The following is a 23,592-nucleotide window of genomic DNA, read 5'->3' as shown; positions in this document are numbered from 1 at the left end:
AATGTTTTCTTTTAAATCAATGTAAATGGTTCTCAATTACATTTCAAAGAGGGCAATCGATAAACCGAATTAATTTTTCTTATCCGAACAAAATTTAATCATATTTAATTTCTTGAAGAACCTTGGAACTATAACTAGCCTTTTAACATAAATATAACAAACCGTGTCGAAATCGTAGTTTTTGTGATTTTTCGTAAAGTTGTTCGATATTTGCATCGGGACGCAAGGAAGCTCGCGTAGGCGTAGCGGCTGAGCAGAGGAGAGATCTTTTGAAAAGATTAACGACTACTCTAGCCTTATCACTGAATGTGATTTTAATCACATTTTCCTCTTTTGGTTGGTCAAAGGAAAATGACTACAACATGACAAAAGGGGTCACAGAGATAAGTGGGCAAGTGTATGAATTACATATGCTGATTTTCTATATCTGCTGTGTAATTGCTTTGATTGTTTTTGGTGTGATGTTCTATTCCATCTTCCGCCATCGCAAGTCAAAAGGAGCAGTTGCCGCACATTTCCATGAAAGTACAAAAGTGGAAATTATTTGGACGGTCATACCCATCATCATTCTTGTCGCTATGGCGATTCCCGCAACAAAAACTCTAGTAGCAATGGAAGACACAAGCCAATCGGATATCACGGTCAAGATCACAGGCTCGCAATGGAAATGGCATTACAGCTATTTTGGTGAAGATGTTGAGTTTTTTAGTTTGCTTGCCACCAGCCAAAAACAAATTGATGGAATCGAAGCTAAAGGCGCGCATTACTTACTGGAAGTAGACAACCCTTTGGTGTTGCCTGTGAATCGCAAAGTGCGTTTTTTGATGACTTCTGATGATGTCATTCACTCTTGGTGGGTACCGGACTTTGCCGTCAAGAAAGACACCATTCCAGGTTTTATTAATGAAGCATGGACAAGAATTGATGAGCCAGGCGTATATCGCGGCCAATGTGCGGAGCTATGTGGTCGTGCACACGGATTTATGCCAGTGGTGGTGCATGCGATGGAAGAAGAAAAGTTCGATGAATGGCTAGCGAGTAAGAAGCAAGAACTCGCACTTCAAAAAGCGGCGGCACAAGAAGCGCTCTCTCAAGACTTATCTATGGACGAATTGATGTCGCAAGGCGAATCGATATACACGGCGCGTTGCGCTGTGTGTCATCAGGCAAATGGTGAGGGGATTCCGGGTGCATTTCCCGCGATTAAAGGCAGTCCTATTGCAACCGGAGATGTTACAGAGCACATAGATATTATTGTCAACGGTCGCCCTGGTACCGCAATGCAGGCTTTTTCTAATCAGTTAAGTGACAAAGAAATTGGCGCGGTTATCACATATCAACGAAATGCATGGGGCAACGATACTGGCGATACAGTGCAAGCATCCGATGTGAATGCCTTTAAGGCACAAGGCAGTGCTAAGGAGGAAATATGAGTAAGCCAATAGATAAGGCAGTGAAGTCTGCGCCAGCAGAAGCCAGTGCGAACAGTACCATTGCGATTGATGATGGTCACGAGCATCATGCACCCCTGGGCATCACTCGTTGGTTGTATTCTACAAGCCATAAAGACATAGGCACCCTCTACCTTTGGTTTAGCTTTGCGATGTTTCTAACAGGTGGTGCGATGGCTATGATCATTCGTGCCGAACTGTTCCAGCCAGGGCTACAGCTAGTCGATCCGCAGTTTTTTAATCAAATGACCACGGTACACGGTTTAGTAATGGTATTTGGTGCGGTGATGCCAGCATTTACGGGTCTTGCTAACTGGATGATCCCGATGATGATCGGCGCTCCAGATATGGCGCTACCGCGCATGAACAACTTGAGCTTTTGGATCTTACCTTTTGCATTTCTCATCTTGTTGAGCTCGTTGTTTTTACCTGGCGGCGGTCCTGATTTTGGTTGGACGTTTTATGCTCCGCTGTCCACGACTTATGGCCCGGATAGCACTGCGCTGTTTGTATTCTCTGTTCATATCATGGGTATCAGCTCCATTATGGGCGCGATCAACGTTATCGTGACGATCGTAAATATGCGAGCTCCGGGAATGACTTGGTTCAAGTTACCAATGTTTGTTTGGACTTGGCTAATCACCGCTTTCTTGTTGATCGCGGTTATGCCGGTACTAGCGGGTGCGGTGACCATGGTTCTTACTGACAAATATTTCGGGACTAGCTTCTTTGACGCAGCTGGTGGTGGTGACCCGGTAATGTTCCAACACATCTTTTGGTTCTTTGGTCACCCAGAAGTGTACATCATGATTTTACCGTCGTTTGGAATCATCTCCGCCATTCTGCCTGCTTTCAGTGGTAAGAAGCTGTTTGGTTATCATTCGATGGTTTACGCGACGTGCAGCATTGCATTGTTATCTTTCCTTGTGTGGGCGCACCACATGTTTACCACGGGGATGCCAGTTTTTGCTGAGCTCTTCTTCATGTATTGCACTATGCTGATTGCGGTACCAACGGGGGTTAAAGTCTTTAACTGGGTTGCCACCATGTGGCGTGGAGCTCTGACATTTGAAACGCCAATGTTGTTTGCCATTGCCTTTATTGTGCTGTTTACCATTGGTGGCTTCTCGGGACTGATGTTGGCGATTGTGCCGGCGGACTTCCAATATCATGACACTTACTTCGTAGTTGCCCATTTCCATTATGTGTTGGTATCTGGTGCGGTATTCTCGATCATGGCAGCGGCATACTACTGGCTACCTAAGTGGACGGGTAATATGTACGACCACAAGCTGAGTTTATGGCATTTCTGGTGCTCAATTATTTCCGTCAATGTCCTGTTTTTCCCAATGCACTTCCTAGGCTTAGCGGGCATGCCAAGACGCATACCGGATTACGCCATTCAGTTTGCTGATGTTAATCAAATAGTATCAATTGGTGGGTTTGCATTTGGGTTGTCACAACTGATCTTCTTATGGTTGGTGATCAAGTGTATTCGTGGCGGGGAAAAGGCTTCTGCAAAACCGTGGGAACGTGCGGAGGGCTTAGAGTGGACAGTGCCAAGCCCTGCGCCACATCATACGTTTACTACACCGCCTGAGATTGACTAGCAAAGAGTGGGGTGAGTGACATGAAACCGAATCCATCAAACAAGAAGCTCACAGTGAAGTTACTTTTGGCGACCCTGTTAATGTTTGGCTTCGGCTATGCACTGGTCCCACTTTATGACGTGATGTGCGACGCATTGGGAATCAATGGAAAGACAAGTGAAGTGGCCGCTATTCAACCGACAGGTATGCAGCCGGACATGAGCCGAACTATTCGCGTGGAGTTTATGGCGCATGTAAGCCCAGATATGCCTTGGGAGTTTAGACCCAAAGTGATTTCGATGGATGTTCACCCAGGTGAAGTTGTGCAAACTGAATACCTTGCATTTAATGAAAGCGGGCAGAAGTTGGTGGGGCAAGCCGTTCCTTCTGTTTCTCCCGGGACTGGAGCTGCTTACTTCAATAAGATTGAGTGTTTTTGTTTTAACCAGCAGCCTCTGGATGGTAAACAGCAAGCTCAAATGCCGTTGATTTTTTATATCGAACCGGACTTGCCTGAGTCTATACACACGTTAACGCTGTCTTACACACTCTATAAACTTCCCCCTCCTACAGGCTCTTAGCCACTCAGGGAGAGAGATACAGACCAAGGTTGGTCAGTAAGGAGAGAAATTATGAGTAACAAGCCAGGAACATATTATGTTCCCGCTCAAAGTAGCTGGCCGATCATCGGTGCATTTGCTCTGTTTTTGGTTGCTGTTGGCGCGGGCATGACCGTCCAGGGGACACAAAGTGACGGTGCAGTGGGAACCATTGGTGGCATTGTGCTAGCGGTGGGCTTCTTGTTCTTGCTTTACATGTTGGCTGGTTGGTTTAGTAATGTGATTACTGAATCACTGAGTGGAAAATACAGCTCGCAAATTACTCGTTCTTTTCGCCAAGGAATGAGCTGGTTTATCTTTTCTGAAGTGATGTTTTTTGGTGCCTTTTTTGGTGCCTTGTTCTACGCCAGAATGATTTCTGTGCCTTGGTTAGGTGGGGCAGATAATAACTTCATGACTAACGAAGTCCTGTGGCCAACCTTCGAAGCGATGTGGCCACTCACACTGACACCGGGAGGAGAAACAACACAAGCTATGCCGTGGCAGGGCATACCCCTTACCAATACTATCTTGCTGCTATTGTCGTCTATTACGCTACATATGGCGCATATAAGCCTTGAACAAGACAAAAGAACGGCACTGATTGTTTGGTTAGAGATAACCATCGTACTTGCTGGCTTTTTTCTATATTACCAAGCGGTTGAGTATGTTCATGCTTATCAAGACATAGGGCTCACGTTGCAGTCCGGTATTTACGGTAACACGTTCTTCATGTTGACGGGGTTCCACGGTTTACACGTTTGTCTTGGGACTATCTTCTTGATCGTGCTGCTGTTCAGAATCGCTAAAGATCACTTTTCGCCAAAGAACCATTTTGCCTTTCAAGCGGGCAGCTGGTATTGGCATTTCGTGGATGTGGTTTGGTTATGTCTGTTTGTGTTTGTTTACGTACTTTAGGCGCAGTGTGAACTCTTGGTTCGACTAATAAGGGCGAGGGTTTGGTGCTAGCCAACCCGAGCTGAGCGCAATAAGCAGAAGGATGACCACCAAAGCGGAGAACATGACTCGACGGCCTAAGTAATGACTCATGGGTTTGTCTCTTTTTTCAGGATTATCTGGGTCTTCACGAACCATTTCGATAAGCGCTTTTGCGAGGTTGAAGATAATGAAAAGCAGCAAAAGGACAAGCGTCAGTTTGAATAGAAATACGGTGGACATGGCACCTCCGGTTTCATCATTGTTGTTATCAAGACAATTATGGCTATCGAAACGGTTTTGGGTTGCAGTTGGTTTAACTGTGGTTGTGTTTTCTCTTTTGGTCAAACTGGGTTTTTGGCAGTTTGAGAGAGGGCAAGAAAAACAAGCATTGGAACAAGCCATTCTCGCGCGTGCGGATAGTGCGTACCAAGCACTAAGCGTCGTTCTTGAAGACAACGACTGGCGAGAGGAAAGTATCCTCGGGAAAAAAGTGGAAGTTAATGTTGTTCCTCAGGCGTTTCCCGTAATTTTGTTAGATAACCAAACGCATCAAGGCAGTGTGGGATATTTAGCATTTCAGATTGTATTGACGAGCGATGAGCCTAGTGCCTATGCGTTATTGGAGCTTGGTTTTGTCGAGGGAAGAGCAGAACGCTCAGTGTTACCAACGGTCACCAAACTCGATAATTCGACTTTCATCACAGGACGCCTGTACCGAAAATCTACTAATCCACTGAGCTCAGAGTTAATGCCGGAAGTTGGCGATGTTATTCGCGTGCAAAACCTAAACATCGCGCAATTGAATCAGCTACTGAATATTGAACTTATGCCCGCAGTCTTGCAGCCAGACAATTTAACTCGTTGGCCCTATGACTTTCCTTGGAATCCATTGCCACTCAATAGTGCCAAACATTTTGGCTATTCGATTCAATGGTTTTCGATGGCAGGTGTTTTCTTATTACTGACTTTAATTGTTTTTGTTCGTTGGCAAAAAAAGTTGCGTCACATGGAGGTGAAGCATGACATCTAAAGTAACCAAAGGACGACTAATGTTGATTGCGCTGGTTTGTACGTTCGCGTTTCCCGCTGTCATTGCAAAAGTCATTCTCACACAAGGGTGGTATCAAAGCGGAGTGACCAATAGAGGCGAGTTAGTCGAACCATACACGACGTTAGAGCAACTTGGTCAAGAGTCACCTCTCAAAGACCATGCTTGGCAACTCGCTTATGTATTGCCTAACGAATGCACTGAAGAGTGTAAACAGCAGCTTTACCTGCTTCAGCAAAGCCATGTTGCTTTAGGTAAGTATCAAGAGCGGGTAGTGCCAGTCGTTTGGCAGACTGAGCATTCAGATCCCATAGAAGTATCGATGTTAGCGATGCAAATGAATGAATTGGTTACCGCAAAAGTGAAACCTGGGCAAATGTTGATCGTTGATCCTCTTGGGCAGCTGGTGATGTCTTACTCGCCGAAACCAAATGAGGACTTAGTCCTATTGAATAAAGGTATGTTGGCGGACTTACGCAAGCTCTTAAAACTGTCACGAGTCGGTTAGAGGAAGTGCATATGAAATTAATTCAGTTGGTTAGATTCAGTTTGCTGCTAACTCTCGTGGTGATCATGTTAGGGGCATATACTCGCCTTTCAGATGCAGGGTTAGGTTGCCCGGATTGGCCTGGTTGTTATGGGCACTTTTCTGTGCCGCATCAAGAAGAAGACGTCATACGTGCTAACCTGAACTTCCCCGAGCGGGCAGTAGAGCATGAGAAAGCATGGCTTGAGATGATTCATCGCTATTTTGCAGGAACGTTAGGTTTAGTCATTTTTGCGATGGCAGCGATATCAGTAAGGTCTGAGCGTGTAAATTCAACCATTCCGATGTTGCTAAGCGTACTGGTGATTGGGCAGGCACTTTTGGGAATGTGGACAGTTACTCTTAAATTAATGCCCGTCATCGTGATGCTTCACTTGCTCGGTGGTTTTGTTTTATTGGCGTTACAGGCGATTTTTTACTGCCAATTAAAAGCGCAAAACAATCTCTATTTCTCTCCATCTTCTAGCTCTCTGAGAGGCTTTTCATTGTTGGTTTTTCTGGTTGTTTTGGTGCAAGTGCTCCTTGGAGGATGGACTTCGTCAAATTATGCTGCGCTGATGTGTACCACACTGCCGATTTGTGAGGGAGACTGGATGAGCCATCTCTCATGGAAAGAAGCGTTTTCTTTCTGGCAAACTGGATTCGAGAATTATGAATTTGGTGTCTTGGAGTATCCGGCAAGAATGACTATACACGTCACTCATCGTATAGGCGCTATTGTTACCGCCACCGTGGTATTGGCTTATAGTATTGGGCTTATGAGGCAAGATTCTCATCAGTCACAGAGAATTGGAGGGTGGTTGTTATTCACTCTGGTGTGCCAAATTATGCTGGGTGTAAGCAACGTAGTATTTCAACTTCCTATCTATGTCGCGGTGGCGCACAACCTTGGTGCCGCTGTTATGTTGAGTCTCGTTTGTGTTAGCCAGTTTTACTTGTGGCAGGGTAAAACGGCTTGGAATTACACCGCGAAAGGAGTTCGCTATGAGTAAAGAAATCGCGCTGTCGTTAAATGGGCGAAAGCGACTAAGTTCCGTTTATTTGAAGTTAACGAAACCTAAAGTGGTGGCGTTAATGTTGGTGACGGCAGTAGTAGGTATGAGCTTAGCCCCGGTTGATGATTTCCCCTGGTTGCAGGCGGTAGTTGGCCTAACGGGGATTGGTCTGATGGCAGGGTCTGCGGCAGCGTTTAATCATCTAATTGACCGCCGAATTGATGCGAGAATGGCACGTACACACAAACGACCATTGCCATCGGGTGAGACTAAACCATCATCGGTGATAGCCTTCGCTACAGTTTTAGGTGTCTTAGGGTTTGTACTTCTCTATGCGATAGTCAACCCGCTGACGGCATGGTTGACTTTGATGAGTTTGCTCGGCTATGCGATGGTATACACAATGTACCTCAAACGTGCTACGCCCCAAAATATCGTCATTGCAGGGATTGCCGGTGCGATGCCGCCTCTTCTCGGTTGGACTGCTGTAACAGGGCAATTACATGCGAATGCCTGGCTGCTCGTAATGATCATTTTTATCTGGACGCCACCACATTTTTGGGCTCTGGCTATTCATCGTGTCGAGGATTACCGCAAGGTAGATATTCCCATGCTGCCAGTGACACACGGCATTGAGTACACCAAAACTTCTATTCTGTTGTATACGGTGCTATTGACTTTGGTTTGTGTCCTACCGGTTTTGGTTGGTATGGTCGGCGTGGTGTATCTTTTTGCCTCGCTACTCCTCAATGCTGGCTTTATGTACCATGCATGGAAGCTAAAATATGCACCAGAGCCAAATACCGCGATGGAGACGTTTAAATTCTCTATCTATCATCTTTTGGCGTTGTTCATTGCATTGCTTTCGGATCACTATATTGGTTTTTAACCTTTCTTAAAACAGAAAACGCCGCGTGGTTCGCGGCGTTTTTGGTTTTGATACTTTGGCTTTAAGACAAAGCTTTCTAGATTTATTGAATTTCTAGCAGTTCAACATCAAAGATCAAAACACTTGCTGGTGGAATTGGGCCAGAGCCACTCTTACCATAGCCAAGCGTGCTTGGTACGAAAAGGCGGATTTTCTCACCTTCTACCATGTATTGTAGACCTTCTTGCCAGCCTTTAATGACTTGGTTAAGACCAAATGAAATCGGCTCACCACGATTAACAGAGCTATCGAATACCGTGCCATCAATCAAGGTGCCGTGGTAGTGTACTTTTACTTTACTTGTTGCCGTTGGGTGAACCTCACCTTCGCCTTTTTCAAGAACCATGTATTGAAGGCCACTTTCTGTTGTGATGACGCCTTCTTTTTTCGCATTTTCTAGTAAGAATGCTTGGCCTTTGGCAAAGTTTTCATCTGCTACTTTATGGTTTGTCCAAGTACGGTAAATGAAAAAGCCCGCCAAAATAAAAATAATAAGAGGAAACAAAAATTTAGACACGTAATCTCCTTGTCTATTTAGGTTGTTTTAGCAAAAAGTTGATGGTTTCTGCCATGGCTTCAACGCTGTCATGACCACCAGTAATTACTTGATATTTTCCGTTTACGATAAAGGCTGGAACGGAGTTAATTTGGCCTCGCGTGGTGATCGCTTCTGCCTTAGTGATGTACTCAAACAGCGCTTTTTGCTGTGCTTCATCTAAATGGTAAGGGCTGATAAGGTTGCGAGACTCAAAGGCTTTCTCAACAGCGATTTGGCGTTCCTCAGCCGTTGCATCGGCACCCATTTGCACAGCAGTAAAAAGATCTGCCATAAACGCTTTATCTGGTGTTGATTCAAGCTGCATTACGGCAGTATAAAAGATGATGGCGCTCACTTGTGCACTTTCATTGAACGTTACATGCATTTTTTCAACGCTTTGATCGGTCAATGATTCAATTTGAGGGACAAACTCTTCCATTGAGCGGCAGTGGCCACAAGTTAAAGAGAATGCTTCAGTCAGGGGAGCTAAATCATATTCTTCAAGGGATACTGGCAAAACTTCGTATTGTTTGCCTTGCTGAGGCTGACTCTTGCCGCTATCGCATGCCGACAAAGCCATTACGGCAACAACAACAGCAAAGCCTTTCGATATGGTTTTTAACATAGTAGTGCTCTAAATGAGAAATTTGCGTTAGTTTATCGGTTAACGATAGTGACTAAAACCATTAAATAACAATAAAGTGAGACCATTGGTAACAGACTTTGCCTGACGTATGGGCTGTAAGGGTAGGGTATTTTAGTGTTGCTTTTTATTTGAGAGATGATTTTGCATTGACTCCAGTGGCATGAACGCTGCATAGACAAACCAATCGGTGGACAAAAGCGCTAAAGATTCGGCGTGTTTTGTCGACACAATGAACAAGAGTTTTTCTACGTTGGTAATGGTATGAAGCATTGGTTTTTAATTGTTTGTGGCATTCTGGCCGGGTGCAGTAGCCTCGATCAAGATATGGTCCCAGGTGGGAACATTTTAGATACAGCTCCTAAATCAAACACTGAGCTGAGACACCCAGAATGGGGATACCCGAGCGCATCCAATGTGGCTTCTTCCCCTCGTTCATATCAAACGGCGAGGGCGTCAGTAAAAAAGTCGCAAAACGTGACCTCTCTGGAAATGTTCCTGAGCAGGCATAACATTCCTCACGAGACGCTCAGTGGTGGTCACCTGATGATACGTTTGAAAGAGCATGTGCATTTTCAAACGGGCTCTGCACGGTTATCTGCTCAATCTCAAGATTGGATTCGAAACATTGGTCACTATCTGGCTGGAAGAACTGATGTTGATGTCGTGATTGATGGTCATGCGGATAGTACGGGAGCTGAAAGTTTCAACGACACGCTATCTGAAAAGCGAGCTCGTGAAGTAGAAAAACAACTATTGGCGACGAGTATTCCACGTCAACGAGTGTTTTCTAGAGGCTTCGGAGAGTATGTACCGAAGTGCAGCAATGCGACAGCAAGTGGTAAAGCTTGCAATCGGCGCGTAGAGCTAACATTGATCGTGGATGAATAACGCAGACGTTGGGCGGTAATCTTCGTTGTGTTGTTCTCGCATACCCGTTATTTGCTTAGTGGAGTTTAAGTTCGGAGTTGAGTAAGAAGACTGAATAAGGAAAGCTCGCACGGCAACATTTAGCTAGAAAAAATAGAAAAGAGGCACCGTTAGGTGCCTCTTTTACATCCGCCAATGTTCATAGGGGGAACTTAGGCAAATTCTTTTTCAACGTAAGCGACGATGTCAGATGACTCGTATAACCACTGTGTCTCGCCATCTTTTTCGATACGAAGACAAGGGACTTTAACTCGCCCACCACCTTGCTCTAGTTCAGCTCGATGAGTCGGGTTATTTTTTGCATCACGTAGCTCAATGTTCACCGATTGACGCTTCATTGCACGGCGGACCTTTACGCAAAAAGGGCAGGCTTCAAATTGGTAAAGTGCGTATTGTTTCGCTTTTTCATCAATACGTTGCTGTTCTTCTGCGGTGCGCTTAATACCACGAGGTGAGAACACCACGTTCAGCAATAAGATAACCTTGCCTAAAATCCAACGGATAAACTTCATAATGATCCCTTGATGTTCATTGGGTAATTGTCCTTTAAGAATGCAATCATGATGCTTGTTGCACTGAGCGTGAAGTCTATCAGTTGTTTGAAATGGATAAAACCATGTATTTTATATGGAAAATAGACGTTTAAACCAACCCCAAAAGCCACTTGCTGAAGCCGGACGGGCCTCTTTACCTTGATAAAAACTTTGCATGAGTTCGGTTCTGAATGCATCAACGTCCATGCGTTTCATGACAAGCTCGTGCTGCAATGTATTTTGAGTCTGCTCGGCATGATCGTGCGCCAAGCTGAAATCCATATTTAAATAGCCTTGCGTGTATAACCAAAGGTGGGTGACTAAGATTAGGTCTTCAGCAGATTGGTTAGTAAACTTATCCGCGTGCTCATTACCCAAGGAGTCAGTCAGAACTTGCTGCATACGCTGGGTAGAGTGAGCATGTTGCTCGTAGTTAGCACTTGCTTCAATATGTGATTTGGTCAAAAGGCCAAGCAGGTGAAGAGTAGGTGCTGTTGTGGGTTTGTTCTCACAAACTTTTGTAAATAGTTGTGACTGTTCTTTTAACCAACGTCGCTTTGCTGCTTTATGTTCTTTAACAAAGGGGATTTCTTCAAATCCCATCTCTTGACTCAGTTCACTAAGAGACGTCATGGTTTTTTAGTTCCTTCACCGTTACTTCGATATGTTGATCATTGATATCAACAAAAATTGAGCTGCCAGTAATCATAACAGAAAGGCTAGTACCTCGGTCAAGGTGCTGACAAATCAAGTCGATAGCGTCATAGTCAAAGCTCTCTACGTTGACGGGAAGCATTGAGAACTTTCCTGACATTTTGTCCCACCAGACAGCCGCTTTGGTGTTATAAGTGTAAACTTTTACATGCTTTGCGAGGCGAGAAGCTTTCTTAATTCTGTCTGGTTCTGGTTCGCCAATTTCAATCCAGTGAGTAATGCTTTGATCATCGCCAACATGCCATAAATCAGGCTCTTCAATCGTAGAGAGTCCTTTTGTAAACTCCAGATTGCTTTGAGCATTTAAACAGTAAGCTAGAATGCGAGCCAACATTCGTTGCGGCTTTTCAGAAGGATGAAGGGCGATAGTTAGATTTTTAGAATCGTAATAGTCATTATTCATATCGGAAATGGCGATACGAAATTTGTAAATGGTTGGTTTAAGAGCCATAGATTTATATCGTTTTGTTGGCAAAATAAGTTTTAGGCAAAAAAATAGCCAGCTTTAAAAGCTGGCTATCGTATCAAATTCTTTAAGAATTAAAGTACTTTGATTTGCTCTGCTTGAGGGCCTTTTTGACCTTGAGAGATAACAAATTCTACTTTCTGGCCTTCAACTAGAGTACGGAAGCCGTCACCAGTGATTGCAGAGAAGTGAGCAAATACGTCAGGACCGTTTTCTTGTTGAATGAAACCGAAGCCTTTAGTTTCGTTGAACCACTTAACTGTGCCAGTAGCTGTGTTAGACATGTCTATTTCCTAAATATCTAAATAATGTAATCTTTCGCCTCAACGGCGCTTATAGCGTGGAAAAATAAATTGCTATTGCGTACCACAGGACGACGGGTTACAAGTAATCCAACGAAATGTGAAAACAAAGAACTTTCTTTCTAGCCGTGTTTGAGTCTAGGTTAATTCCACGAAGAGTCAACATATATTAGTGCTTTATGGACAAATATTTGTATTTAGTCACTATTTAACCAGCATGTTTTTGATTAAATTTCAAATAAATGACGGTGATGTGAAGTTTTTTAGCATAAAATTCAACTAAATCTATAAATTTGACTTATTTATATAATTATTGTCCAATCTGGTTCGACCATTAAGGAGGATTTATGGCAAAGCGTAAAATCAGTCCTCAACCGAGTGGCTCACAACATGAGACCGACTTCGGCAGAGGTGAAATCAAAGACAACGCGTTAAAAGCGGTTGTTACCAGTCAGCTGTTCCAAACACGAGTCGTTAAAGCGAAAAAAGGTAAAGGTAGCTTCAGCCGTAAAATGAAGCATAGAGGCAAAGAGCCCTATTCAAAGTTCTCCCCAAGGTGGATTTTGAATAGGGCTTTTTTGTTGGTACTAGGTATTTGCAAAACTGATGATATTCAATTTTTAGTACCAGATAAGTTTTCCTAATTTATCATGTACTGCTTCAACTGCTTCAACTGCTTCAACTGCTTCAACTGCTTCAGCGAACTAGGCGTTGAAAGTACCAATTAAGTACTAAAACTTACTAAGTTAGATTCATATCAATAAGCGTCACTTCCTGTCTTATGCAAGTCTACTATATCTTTAGTCTAATCAAACAGCCGAGATTATGGTTTAAAAAGACTGGTGAGAAGTAGGTATGTCATCGACGAGTTATGGTACTTATGGTTGCAAATGTAAAAAAGCGTGTGCTTCTTTATTACTACTGTGGCTGTCCATTTGTCCGATGGCGCATGCGCACAAATCAGAGTCTCATTCTTTAATTGTTGCTAACTCCAAAGCGTGGAAGCCGTTCTCTTATCTTAGCCCAGATGGTGAACCTAAAGGTATTTTAATCGACTTTTGGAAAGAGTACGCGGCGAACAACCAAATCGACGTTCAGTTTCTCCTTTTGGATTGGGATGCTTCTTTACAAGCCGTAAAAGAGGGTAAGGCTGACTTTCACGGAGGACTTGTCTACTCGCCCGAAAGAGCGAAGTATATGGACTTTGGCGCAGTCATAATGCCTATCCAAACCAAATTGTACGTAAATAAAGATGTACTTTCGGTTGATATCAGGAGTGTTTTAACTGGCGAAATGACGCTGCCAATTGGCGTTGTTAAAGGAAGTTACGAGTCTGAGTTTGTTCAGACGAATTACCCGAATGCACCTATCGCAGAATACATTAACAATGATTCGATGATACAAGCCGCCGTCGATAAAAAGGTGCTGTACTTCGTTGCAGACCTGCAAGTTGCTAACTTTTATATGGCAACCACGCCGGGAGCGGGTATGTTTGTCCCGACAATTAGCTTATATAGTAAAGATCTTCGGATTGCAGCAGGAATGCACAGTGCAACTTCCATTTTAGAGGTATCACGAGCGTTTGAAAAAGTCATCGATACGGATCGTGAGCGGATCCTCACCCGTTGGAGTCTGGTGAAAACGGTTTATCCACTTTATCTTTTCCCTATTGCTATTTTCATTATGGCGGTCGCAACGCTTTATCATATTTTTGCCCTCAAACGTATGGTTGCTCTTCGGACAAGGCAATTAACGATTGCCAATCAGCAATTGCTGGAGATGACGTTGACGGATTCTCTCACAAAGCTATACAACCGTAGACACCTGATTGAGCAATTGGCGCTACTGAATCATTTGAAGCGAAACTTAACGGTGATGGTGTTTGATATTGATGATTTTAAATCAATCAATGATCGATATGGCCACCTTGCTGGAGACCGAGCAATAGTTGCCATCGCAGAAGCCGCTAAGTCGATGACTGATGACCGAATGACATTGGCGAGAATTGGAGGAGAAGAGTTCGCACTCGTTACGTCGTCTCTGTCAGAGCGAGAGGCGCTCAATTTTGCCAATATGCTTTGTAAAGCCGTTTACGATCAGCCTGTTATACTGGGCGGACAAGCAATTCATTTGAGTATCAGTTTGGGCTGTGCTTACTATCCTGAGTTTACCCACATCGTGAGCTTGCAAGATGCTGACGAGTTGATGTATCAAGGTAAGTCTGAAGGAAAGAATCGTGCAGTTTTCCAAGTTATAACAGACTGTCAGCTTCAACCTGCGCTTCGTCAAGTGAATTAGATCTCGCTAATTCAACTGATACTTCAAACCATCCTCAAGCCTCAAAGTTTTAGTCAGAGTAAGGTGGTAAGCGTTGACGATCACGTTGCGTTGTTTTCTTTGAGGCCAATTTGCGTACAAATACTATCACTTTCATATATATAAACCCCCGCTTGCTCACGTTTTTATCATAGAAGCAGTAATTGTTTTAAAGTGATAAGTGATTTCTTGGTAAAGATCAGAACCCCTGTCTACACTCAGTGTAAAGTAATGCATATAAAGCATGATGCATACAGTGTTGTACAAAAACAATTAAAGAAGATAAGAAATAAGTTGGCTTGAGAAGGACGGGGAATGAACAACGAATGCTTTGCTAGGTTCCGAGCTGTCACGGATGAACTGTCAATGAAAGAATCGTTGTCAGTTGGGAAAGACCCTTATGCTCACTATCTCAAAGATATTGTGGGGATTGATTTGTTGTCTCGTGAAGAGGAGTTGCATTACGCCAAACTTAATCGAGCTGGTGATGAAGAAGCGCGCGAAATGTTGATTGAGTCTAATCTTCGACTTGTTGTGAAAATCGCAAAAGGTTACCTCAAACGGCCAGGTAATAACTTTACTCTGCTCGATTTAATAGAAGAAGGTAACATTGGTTTGATAAAAGCGGTCGATAAGTTCGATCCTGAGCCAGGCTACCGTTTTTCTACTTATGCGGTATGGTGGATTCGCGAGAATATAGAAGCGGCATTAATGAACAATGGCCGCACGGTACGTTTACCTGCTCATGTGTGCAAAGAGATAAATAGCCTGGCTTTAAAAAAGCTAGATGCGTCAAAAAGTGAGAGCAAGGAGTTGTCTATTTCTGAACTCTCACGCTGCTCAGGGGTGAAAGCAGAGCGTATAGATGAACTTGTTGCTCTTAGTGGTTTTATTGATGTATCGACCACTGCGGACCTTCATCGTGTTCCATTTGTTCTTGAACTGTGTGAAAGTGAGTATACGCCAGATCCACAACAAGACTGTGAAAACCAGTGCTTTACTCAAGCTATTGAAAATATTATTAAAACCTTGCCAACTAAGTTGCAGAAAGTCTTAATCCATCGATTCGGATTATTTGACCAGAGAGTGAAAACCTTGTCGGAAATAGGCCTGTTGTTAAACGTGTCTAACGAGCGTGTTCGTCAGATGCAGATAGAGGCGGTTGAACGCGTGCAGAAACGTCTCCGATTCGATGGTTGGGTTTAAGATTTTTAGCCCCTTATCCTAGCCGATTAATTTACTGGCTTGCTACTCTGTTCTTCCGTAAGTAACAGCAGCTCAAGCTGTGCTTTAGCTGCTGCCTCCAATCTCCATACACTCAATAATCGGTTAAGTGCTGCGCGATAAGTACGACTTTTGAGTAAAAAAGCGAGCGTACTTGTGTAGTTGTTTACGACTTGCGCTTGTGTCTCGACTAATGCGGTTTTGTTTTCGATGTCGATGTGTTGAAGGTTAAAGTCAGGAAGAAACGCACACTCATACCATACCTCTACAATTTCACGAACTTCGAGTTCTTCTTCAGGCACGTCAAAGTCTTGTAACTGGTAGTTTTCTGGTATCGTTGATAAATAAACCACATCCAATTTGTCTGCAACAAATGTATACATCGGATTCCTTAGTGTACGCGCTTACAGAGTAAATAGTCTCATCGTTTACATTTTTGTCAATGACCGTGCTCAATTATGAATGATGAACCACACCACATTCCGAACTTAACTTAGACTTTTTAAGTACTTATCGGTTAACCCGAAATACTTCAAGTTGCCATCTGGCTCCAAGACTAAGCTCATATTGGAAGTAGAGATCATGCCCGGATCATTCGTTGAGAAAATAACGGTCTTATTGAGTAGTTTGTCGCTGAATAACCGCTTGAAGTAGTGCGAGTTTTCTTGCTCTGCACCATTAAATGGCTCGTCAATGATAATCAAAGATTGTTCGCAGTTGCCTAGCCCTAATGCGAGCCGCAGTCTTTGTTGAATACCATTTGGTAAACTTTTACAGATATCAACGCTCAATTGAGTGTCCAGGCCTTGTGGCAACCATGTATCGAGCTCAAAGAAACTCACCATTTCACGCATTTTTTCTGTTGGGATTAACCCATTATGCAAGATGAAGTTAGTCTCCAAGGAGCCTTCAAAAATATGCAGGTTAAACGGGATGTAGTTAATCGAGGTTCGATAGCGGTAACTGTTGAATTGTTTGATGTTATAACCGTCCACCGAAACTGAGCCTTGATAGCGTTCCTCTAGCCCAGCGATAATAGAAATGAGCGTCGTTTTACCGCAACCTGTTGGTCCACAAATCACAACTTTTGCGCCCGGTGGAATTTTAAAACCAAGATTAGTTAAGCCTGTTGCCGCACCACTATAACGATGGCTCACACCAGAGCCGACGATACTACCTTGAAAGAGGCGAATAGGGGGGCTTTTCTCTAACGTTAGCTTATCGTCATTCATCGCCATAAGGTTGTTGATTTGCGCAGAAGACGCCTTAATGGATTGGAACTTAGAAATAGAGTTGTAGATGCCCATAATAGGCCCCAACGCCTTCCAGACTAAAATTACGGTAGCAAGCATTGCACCTGCATCGGAGGTGCCGTCCATCACGCCGATAACGGCCGCGACGATACTTGCGGTACCAATAACCTGAATCAAACTCCCGCCTGCTGCCTGAACCCTGCTATTAGTCACTGAAACATGTTCTGCATCGTTGGTGCTTTGTAAATGCGATGCGCTAAAGCGGGACTGGATAACACGCAACAATGGCAAGCCTTGGATAGTTTTTATACCACGAAGAATCTCATTCCATTGGTAAGAAACCATGGCGTTGGCGCGAGAGCTCTTGGACGTGGCTTGCGAGTAGATGTAACGAGAATAAACACAGAACACCAACATTAGAATCAACCCCGCCATAACGACTAGCGCCGCGGTACCAGACATAAGAGCAATGGCAATAATGAATACGATAACAAACGGCATGTCGAAGTAGCTTAATGTTGACTCTGCGGTTACCAAACGGCGGAACGTGTCGATGTCTTTCAAACGCGCTAACTGAGAAGAGACACCTGCGGTGGATGTCATCGAATAAGGAAGCCACAACAGTTTGGATATTACGTTTTGAGAAATATGCACCGCCAAATCCTTTCCTGATGTGGCGATGATGTTGACCCGCATTTTCTTGAAAAAGTATTCCGAGAACCCAACAATCACAGCAAATAACGTGAGCCAATAAAGCGTGGCTTGCGAGCTAGAGGTTAAGGCGAAGTTGTACACACTCATAATAAAAAAGGGCTGGAGTGCGCCGAGAATGCTGACCACGAAGCTGAGAATAATCAGGCTTTTGAGTTCATTGTTGTAGCGATAAAACGCGTATTTAATCCAGTTACTGCGGTCTTGAGATTCAGGTGGCGGTTCTCGGAATAAGCGGGAGTATTCGCTGATCGAGACCAACAAGCACGGCTTCTTGCAGAGCGGGTATTCAATGGTGTTGTTATTTGTGTAATCAAACAGGATCAGTTTGCCGTCTTTAGTGCCCAAGAAAATCGCAGTGAGGTTTTCTATCTCGATAAAACAAGGATGAGGATGCCCCTCGATGTGCTCCAACGTTTTTAGTTTGGTGACGTCACAACGGTAACCAAGGCGTTCAATCGTAGCGATAAAACTGTCGCTGTCTTTTGGTTTAGGGATAAAAGCGTCGCTGAGGATAGAAGGTGTGCCTTCCCATTCAAGCGCTATGAGGGTGTAAGCTAAACCACGAATCAAAGGTGACTGATTGTATCGCTCGTCATAACTGCGAGCCTCAAAGTCCAACAAGCGCTGAGGGACATTATTAAAATCAACCAAAATACTCATTGGTCACCTCCGGTAAGTTTGACGCGTTTGAGGCGATGATTGAGTTTGTCCATCTTGTTGCTGACGATGATGAGGATTTTGTCGTTGGCGCGATAGGCGGTGCTGGTCAAAACCAATCGAGCAAAGTCGTCATCATAAACACAGTCGATGTCGTCGAAGATCAACACACGTTTGTTCGCGAGTAAGGCACGCACTAACAACAAGGCATAAGCGACTTGGCGCGAGAATGGGTTGCGTAAATGTCCTTTAAGCTCGGTGTAAAAACCAGCGGGAAGGGCATCGATTTGTGCCTTGATGTTCATGGTTTCGCAAAGCGCAAATGCCGTGTTGTTTAAGCTCGGGCGGAAACAAGTCAAGTTGTCGATGATGGTGCCTTCGACGAACGAACTGGTTTTGTCGACCATGAGCACGCTATTACGCCAGACGTTGTAGTTGACGTCATCGAGCGGTGTCTCGTTGATTTGGATATCGAGCTTGCTGTCGGTGTTTTGCCGCGTAATGCAATTGGCGAGGTGGGTTTTACCTGCGCCGCTTTTCCCCGTCAGCAAGTAAGCCTGACCGCGTTCAAACTCAATGCGTTGTTTTTCCGAATACTTCACCGAGATGCGCTCGACTTCTGTCGTGTCATTTTGTTGTTCTACAGATGCCGCAAGCTCAAGCAACTCGGCGATACGTTGAATATGAAGCTTGTTCAACTCCCAGCGGCTCACCGTGCGCATTACTTGCTGGTATGGCGCGAAGTAGCGGTTGGTAAGCATGATGATAGCAGCCATGATGCCTTGGCTAGATTGCATGTTGATAACTGCCGTTGCCAAAACCACCACCACACAAGCTATGGAGAGCTGTTGTATGAGCGACAAGATAAGGCTGAAGTTCGATTCGATTTGCTCGTATTTGATGTTCTCGACTTCACGCTCTTCCACCATTTGTGTCATGAGGCTCTCAACGCGATATTCCATATTGCGCGCTTTGATATCGAGTGGGCTAGAGATGATCTCGATGATTTTCGACGTGGTTAAGCCTTCGATGTCGGATTTGTTTTCTAGACTGTTGATTTTTTGCTTGGAAAGACTGAGTGCGAACACCGCCAAAATGATGGAGGCGAGCAAGATGGTCACCCCTGCCCAGATGTTGATCAGACCGATAATCAGAATGGTCAGTATGCTGACGGCAAGGTTGATCAATGCCCGTACAGATTCTCCGCCAAAGAAGGATTTAATCTCTGGAATGGTCGCAATACGCTCTAGGTATTCACCGGGTTCTAGACGACGAAACTTCGATATCTCAGCCAAACAGATTGATTGAAACACCTTGTTGGTTAAGTTGGTTTCGAATTGCTTCATGATCACCGACGAAATCTTCTCTTCCTGATTCTTTAAGTGATAGTCGAGGAGGATGGTGATCAAGATAATGGCAAACAGAAGAAACAGCGTGTCTTTGGCTTGGTTAGGTAAAACACGGTCAAAGATAATAAGAATCGAAAAGGGCAGCACTAAACCAAACAGTGTTGAGATGACCGTTGAGAAAGTCAGATAACACTTGTCAGCAAAGTTAATCTTTTGGGAAAAGTGCTCAGTTTGCATTGCGACCTCCTTCCTTAATCGATGGTTTAGAGAGAAGGTGTTTTGGAACTAAGTCTTGATTGCTTCTGCCTTCGATATCGCTCATCAACTGCATGATGCTTTCGATAGATTGAACCGATAGCATGCCTTTGATTTGCTCAAGATTGATCGATTCAATGATGTAGTCATAGCGCGCGCTCTCGTAATCACGTAGTGCGCTGAACAGTTTACTTTCCGCTGCCAGTAAGTCGGTAATGGTTCGCGTACCAAGCTGATAGGCGCGTTGAATGCCTTTGTAGGAAGCGTAGTTGGCACGGATGATGTTCTCGTAACTGCTGATGGCGCGGGAGAAGTCGTTAATGTTGAGTACTGAGGTGTTAACGCTATTGCGCGTCGCGAACAATGAATCTTGGTACAGCAGCTCGGTTCGCTCGATGGCAGTCGACGATTTTTGATAACCGTAGTAATCCGAACCGCCGGAGAAAATTGGCACATTCAAGTTCAACCCGACGCTGGTCGAGTTACTGTCCCCTGTTGCGGTTGGGTCGGTTCGGTCATAGTTGTTCGCATCGTCGTAACGGTAACTGGCAGAGAGCGATACGGTCGGCACAAAGTTTGAACCGCTTTCTTTCAAGCCTCTTCGGCTGCGCTCGACGGTTTTCTTCGCAACCAATAAGTCGTTATTGAGCTTCAAAGCTTGTTCAAGAATCTCACGTTGTTCGGATTCGCTGATTTCCTCCAAGGGAACACTTTCGTAGATGTCTTGTGATGGGGTGACTGGGTATTGAACTTGAATCTCTAAACCGTTCAAAATTACGCGCCGGTCTTTCTCTAAGGTTCTTAAGCGATTGGCAATGCCTTCTTTCTGGGCAATTACCTCATACAACTCGCTCGCCGCAGTGTTGCCAAGTTCCACGTTGCGACGCATTTGGCGCTCACGTGTTTCAGACGATTTAAGTTCTACTTGGGTGGCTTTGATTTGCGCGTTGTTTTTGAGGTATTCGAAATATTGCGTCGCGATTTCAGAAATGGTGCTCTGGATTTTGTTCTCGTGTTTGATTTCCTCAATGTTGAAATCCAGCTTAGCGGTGCCGTATTTGAAGATGTCGCCAAGGTTAAACACCGATTGCGATAAAGACACGCTGTAGCTATTTGAGTTGTAGCTTGAACGTTTATCTGGTGTTCCCGTTAATATGGTCTCGTTTTCATTCCATGTTGTATCAGCGGCACCGTTTAAAGAAGGCAGGAACTTAGAACGGCTAATGTCGATGTTGTATTCGTTTTCTTCCACGCCTTTGTCACTAGCGCGCAGAGATAAATTGTTTTCCAAGCCGAGTTTGACCGCCTCAAGCAAGGTGGTCGCCATTGCCGAAGGAGCATTGCTCAATGTAAGCGCTGCCAATACGCAGCTAGTTAAGTTTCTGTACCGCCACATACTTGTTGATCACCTTGATGATTTCGTCGTTTTTATAAGGTTTGCTGATCACGTAATCCATTCCAGCTTCGATACAAGCTTGGTGTTCATTACTGCTGGTCAATGCTGTCGCGCCTATGATGGTGCAAGGGTTTTGTCCGCTCTCTTGTTCGTATTGTCGAATGCGTTTGGTTGCTTCAATACCGCCCATGCCAGGCATGATGCAGTCCATAAAAATGATGTCCGAGCGCTGATTCATGAAGTGCTGAACAGCGTCTGCGCCATCGCCAACGGTGTCGGCTTCGTATTCTTGCTTGCTCAAAATACGTTTGAGTAGAATCTGTTGAACACGGTCATCTTCCACAATCAGGAATGAGCTGTTCTCCATCTGATCTTCTGAGGCTTCCGCTTCCATGATTGCTAAAAGATTGGGGATAAACTCATATGGAATCGCAGGGGAGTTCAGAATCTTGTCGACAAAGGTATGGCTCTCTTGCGCTTGCTGAGTGCTAGTGACCGAGAGCAGCAACTTGGTGTTCGGGTGATTGCGCAGTTGCGATTTCACCGTTTTGCTCAGTGAGGGCAGCTTGTTTGGCTCGAACGTGTCGGTCAGCATGATGGCATCGTATTCGCCAAAGGTTTTTGCCGCAGAGAAGAGTTCGTTCGGCGTTCGAATTGGCGTAATCTCTAAGCCCAAGTTGACTAACATTTTGCTCATCACATCAATGCGCAGCTGAGAGTTGGCACACAGTAATAGGCGCTTATTGTCGAAGCGAGTTTTCTCGGTGTGGAAGCTTTTGGCTTTCAAATCGAGCTGAATTTGAAAACGTTCCTGATTGCCCGATTGATACCAATGGCTCTCGTAATAGCCATAATCTTTCAACACGCTTTTCGCCAAATCGTCTTTGGTTGCAGTGTGCTGTTTATGGTCGCTCCAGTGTAGGGTATTGAGCTTGGCAAGCGGCACATCCAGCGTGGTTAAGAAGTTTAGATTGATGGTCAGGCGAGTGTTTTCAATGTCTGACGCTGCGCCCGATTCAATGGTGACAAACAGTTTCTTGTCGGCTTTGAGTTGGATGGCATTTGATAGCTGTAGGAACAACACCCAGAATAAGCTGGTGGATTGTCCTTCAACACGGTTTGGTAGGTTATCCGAGATAAAGCAGTCTAGCTCACCTTCATTTCGCTGCACTTTTGAACTGATGTGAATCATCAATTCAGACAGTACATTCAGCAGTGAAAACTCTTTCGATTTGCTCTCGGTCCCTTGTGAAATGAGTCGGTTGTAGTTCTCTGCCAATTCAGACAGGGTATTGGCAGCCGAGGTTATATCTTGCGCCATCAACACGCCGCTCTCATCGGTCTCTTGAACGAGATATTGCACGCCGCCGTTAATGGTGTTGGTGATGCCACGAATCTCGTAACCAATCAGAGCATAGAGCTGCTTGTAGAGATCGTTATTGCGTTTTTGTTCTTCGAGTTTGCTGAAAATCAGTTTTAGGTGAGAGTAGATCTGACGCTGCTTCGGATTGATGCTCACTTCATTCAGCAACTCTTCCAACCTTTGTAAATCCAGTTGTTTGAGCTCTTGATAAAGCTCATCGAATTCTTGGTCAATGTCACGCTCATTCGAGCTGGATTTTTTCAGCTTAAGGATTGCCACCAAGTTCGATAGCACTGCGATACCAACCAGTACGACAACGACCACAAACAACCAAATGAAGAACTCGTTTTTCTCCATCATTAGGTCGCTCGCATGGTTGTTAAATATGGTCCGGTAGTTGTCGTCCATTTGTAGGTAGTTATTGGTGAGCGAGAGGTACAGTGCCAACACATCGTCGCGTGTTTTTTGGCTGTCTGAGAAGCGATTGATTGCCAGTTCAAGCTGCGTGTATTCGGTCGCGCCCACCAAGCTAAACTCGGTTTTGTTGAGTGACGCGAGCGACTTAAATTGGTCAATTTCGTCTTTCAGAACCTCAAAATCAAGCTCTGTTGTACTGCAATAACGTGCGCTTAAACAGCGTTGAAGCGTTTGAATATCAAACTCGATAGTTTGGTTGAGCTGTTGAGCTTGAACCAAAAGAGGCGCGTTTTGCACTTTCTCGACTGAATCCACTTTGTCCCAAGAGATATACAAATAAAAGGCGAGGGCAGCCAGCATCAAGCTGAAAGCAATGCTTAGGCGCATAACAGGAACGGAAATATTGTAAGAAGGCTTGCTACTCAT

General features: G+C 44.5%; 24 protein-coding genes. 12 read left to right on the top strand and 12 right to left on the bottom strand.

Translation table 11 applies throughout. The annotated features are described in order from the left end of the window. The first annotated feature begins 269 nt into the window (after window positions 1–269). From coxB to R8269_RS05025, 4 genes are read left to right on the top strand one after another with little or no spacing between them, the layout of a single operon-like run. Window positions 270–1,433 (top strand): cytochrome c oxidase subunit II, encoded by a 1,164-nt coding sequence (gene coxB / locus R8269_RS05040; RefSeq protein ID WP_017821602.1) that lies wholly within the window; start codon window positions 270–272, stop codon window positions 1,431–1,433. Further along, entirely contained in the window at window positions 1,430–3,061 is a 1,632-nt protein-coding gene (gene ctaD / locus R8269_RS05035; RefSeq protein WP_042521496.1) for a cytochrome c oxidase subunit I, read from the top strand. Before coxB ends, ctaD begins: the two co-directional genes overlap by 4 nt. A 20-nt stretch (window positions 3,062–3,081) precedes the next feature. Beyond that, a complete protein-coding gene (locus R8269_RS05030; RefSeq protein WP_017821600.1) occupies window positions 3,082–3,621 on the top strand; it encodes a cytochrome c oxidase assembly protein in 540 nt (179 codons plus the stop codon). A 51-nt stretch (window positions 3,622–3,672) separates the two neighbouring features. Continuing rightward, a complete protein-coding gene (locus tag R8269_RS05025; protein WP_005385214.1) occupies window positions 3,673–4,557 on the top strand; it encodes a cytochrome c oxidase subunit 3 in 885 nt (294 codons plus the stop codon). 24 nt (window positions 4,558–4,581) lie between these two features. On the opposite strand, the gene R8269_RS05020 is transcribed toward R8269_RS05025, so the two are convergent. After that, window positions 4,582–4,818 carry a DUF2909 family protein gene (locus R8269_RS05020; RefSeq protein WP_005391169.1) on the bottom strand — a complete coding sequence of 79 codons (237 nt, stop codon included), beginning with the start codon at window positions 4,816–4,818 and terminating at the stop codon, window positions 4,582–4,584. Between R8269_RS05020 and R8269_RS05015 the strand changes: the two genes are divergently transcribed. From R8269_RS05015 to cyoE, 4 genes are read left to right on the top strand one after another with little or no spacing between them, the layout of a single operon-like run. Beyond that, on the top strand, window positions 4,817–5,608 hold the full coding sequence (locus R8269_RS05015) for an SURF1 family protein (RefSeq protein ID WP_085569294.1): 792 nt from the start codon (window positions 4,817–4,819) through the stop codon (window positions 5,606–5,608). The genes R8269_RS05020 and R8269_RS05015 overlap by 2 nt on opposite strands. Then, window positions 5,598–6,134, top strand: a complete 537-nt coding sequence (locus R8269_RS05010; RefSeq protein WP_085569293.1) for a cytochrome oxidase biogenesis cluster protein — start codon at window positions 5,598–5,600, stop codon at window positions 6,132–6,134. The genes R8269_RS05015 and R8269_RS05010 overlap by 11 nt, the downstream gene beginning before the upstream one ends. 11 nt (window positions 6,135–6,145) lie before the next feature. After that, window positions 6,146–7,165 (top strand): COX15/CtaA family protein, encoded by a 1,020-nt coding sequence (locus tag R8269_RS05005; protein ID WP_318222470.1) that lies wholly within the window; start codon window positions 6,146–6,148, stop codon window positions 7,163–7,165. Continuing rightward, a complete protein-coding gene (gene cyoE, locus R8269_RS05000; RefSeq protein ID WP_042521489.1) occupies window positions 7,158–8,057 on the top strand; it encodes a heme o synthase in 900 nt (299 codons plus the stop codon). Before R8269_RS05005 ends, cyoE begins: the two co-directional genes overlap by 8 nt. Before the next feature lie 82 nt (window positions 8,058–8,139). On the opposite strand, the gene R8269_RS04995 is transcribed toward cyoE, so the two are convergent. Together R8269_RS04995 and R8269_RS04990 are read right to left on the bottom strand one after the other, a co-directional pair. Further along, complete coding sequence (locus tag R8269_RS04995) at window positions 8,140–8,613, bottom strand: FKBP-type peptidyl-prolyl cis-trans isomerase (protein WP_005375638.1); 474 nt, start codon at window positions 8,611–8,613, stop codon at window positions 8,140–8,142. A gap of 13 nt (window positions 8,614–8,626) precedes the next feature. Continuing rightward, window positions 8,627–9,259, bottom strand: coding sequence for a thiol:disulfide interchange protein DsbA/DsbL (locus tag R8269_RS04990; protein WP_042521488.1), 633 nt, complete (start codon window positions 9,257–9,259; stop codon window positions 8,627–8,629). A gap of 282 nt (window positions 9,260–9,541) precedes the next feature. Between R8269_RS04990 and R8269_RS04985 the strand changes: the two genes are divergently transcribed. Continuing rightward, window positions 9,542–10,168 (top strand): OmpA family protein, encoded by a 627-nt coding sequence (locus R8269_RS04985; protein ID WP_031780954.1) that lies wholly within the window; start codon window positions 9,542–9,544, stop codon window positions 10,166–10,168. Between the two features lie 191 nt (window positions 10,169–10,359). On the opposite strand, the gene R8269_RS04980 is transcribed toward R8269_RS04985, so the two are convergent. The 4 genes from R8269_RS04980 to R8269_RS04965 form a co-directional block, all read right to left on the bottom strand. Further along, on the bottom strand, window positions 10,360–10,719 hold the full coding sequence (locus R8269_RS04980; protein WP_042521486.1) for a glutaredoxin family protein: 360 nt from the start codon (window positions 10,717–10,719) through the stop codon (window positions 10,360–10,362). Between the two features lie 111 nt (window positions 10,720–10,830). Further along, entirely contained in the window at window positions 10,831–11,373 is a 543-nt protein-coding gene (locus R8269_RS04975; protein WP_042521484.1) for a hypothetical protein, read from the bottom strand. After that, on the bottom strand, window positions 11,360–11,905 hold the full coding sequence (locus tag R8269_RS04970; protein ID WP_005375627.1) for a YaeQ family protein: 546 nt from the start codon (window positions 11,903–11,905) through the stop codon (window positions 11,360–11,362). Before R8269_RS04970 ends, R8269_RS04975 begins: the two co-directional genes overlap by 14 nt. 89 nt (window positions 11,906–11,994) lie before the next feature. Continuing rightward, complete coding sequence (locus R8269_RS04965) at window positions 11,995–12,204, bottom strand: cold-shock protein (RefSeq protein WP_005375625.1); 210 nt, start codon at window positions 12,202–12,204, stop codon at window positions 11,995–11,997. A 365-nt stretch (window positions 12,205–12,569) separates the two neighbouring features. On the opposite strand from R8269_RS04965, the gene R8269_RS04960 reads away from it, so the two are divergent. From R8269_RS04960 to R8269_RS04950, 3 genes are all read left to right on the top strand, one after another. After that, window positions 12,570–12,866, top strand: a complete 297-nt coding sequence (locus tag R8269_RS04960) for an alternative ribosome-rescue factor A (RefSeq protein WP_042521482.1) — start codon at window positions 12,570–12,572, stop codon at window positions 12,864–12,866. Window positions 12,867–13,077: 211 nt separating this feature from the next. Then, the gene (locus R8269_RS04955) at window positions 13,078–14,520 is read left to right on the top strand and encodes a diguanylate cyclase domain-containing protein (protein ID WP_005375621.1); all 1,443 of its coding nucleotides are present in this window, start codon (window positions 13,078–13,080) and stop codon (window positions 14,518–14,520) included. Window positions 14,521–14,853: 333 nt separating this feature from the next. Further along, window positions 14,854–15,744: an RNA polymerase sigma factor RpoD/SigA gene (locus tag R8269_RS04950; protein ID WP_017635872.1), complete on the top strand. Its 891-nt coding sequence runs from the start codon at window positions 14,854–14,856 to the stop codon at window positions 15,742–15,744. 26 nt (window positions 15,745–15,770) lie between these two features. Here the strand turns inward: R8269_RS04950 and R8269_RS04945 are convergent, their stop codons facing one another. From R8269_RS04945 to R8269_RS04925, 5 genes are all read right to left on the bottom strand, one after another. Next, window positions 15,771–16,145, bottom strand: a complete 375-nt coding sequence (locus tag R8269_RS04945; RefSeq protein ID WP_318222469.1) for a hypothetical protein — start codon at window positions 16,143–16,145, stop codon at window positions 15,771–15,773. A 105-nt stretch (window positions 16,146–16,250) separates the two neighbouring features. Continuing rightward, window positions 16,251–18,389, bottom strand: a complete 2,139-nt coding sequence (locus tag R8269_RS04940) for an ATP-binding cassette domain-containing protein (RefSeq protein WP_053809549.1) — start codon at window positions 18,387–18,389, stop codon at window positions 16,251–16,253. Beyond that, window positions 18,386–19,972, bottom strand: a complete 1,587-nt coding sequence (locus tag R8269_RS04935) for an ATP-binding cassette domain-containing protein (protein ID WP_318222468.1) — start codon at window positions 19,970–19,972, stop codon at window positions 18,386–18,388. Before R8269_RS04935 ends, R8269_RS04940 begins: the two co-directional genes overlap by 4 nt. Beyond that, window positions 19,962–21,386, bottom strand: a complete 1,425-nt coding sequence (locus R8269_RS04930; RefSeq protein WP_054577119.1) for a TolC family protein — start codon at window positions 21,384–21,386, stop codon at window positions 19,962–19,964. Before R8269_RS04930 ends, R8269_RS04935 begins: the two co-directional genes overlap by 11 nt. Next, window positions 21,361–23,592, bottom strand: a complete 2,232-nt coding sequence (locus tag R8269_RS04925) for a response regulator (protein WP_054577120.1) — start codon at window positions 23,590–23,592, stop codon at window positions 21,361–21,363. Before R8269_RS04925 ends, R8269_RS04930 begins: the two co-directional genes overlap by 26 nt.

This window comes from Vibrio sp. Vb0667 (assembly GCF_033391095.1).
The sequence above is the reverse complement of the archived record's forward strand: the minus strand, read 5'-3'. Positions and strand labels throughout refer to the sequence as shown.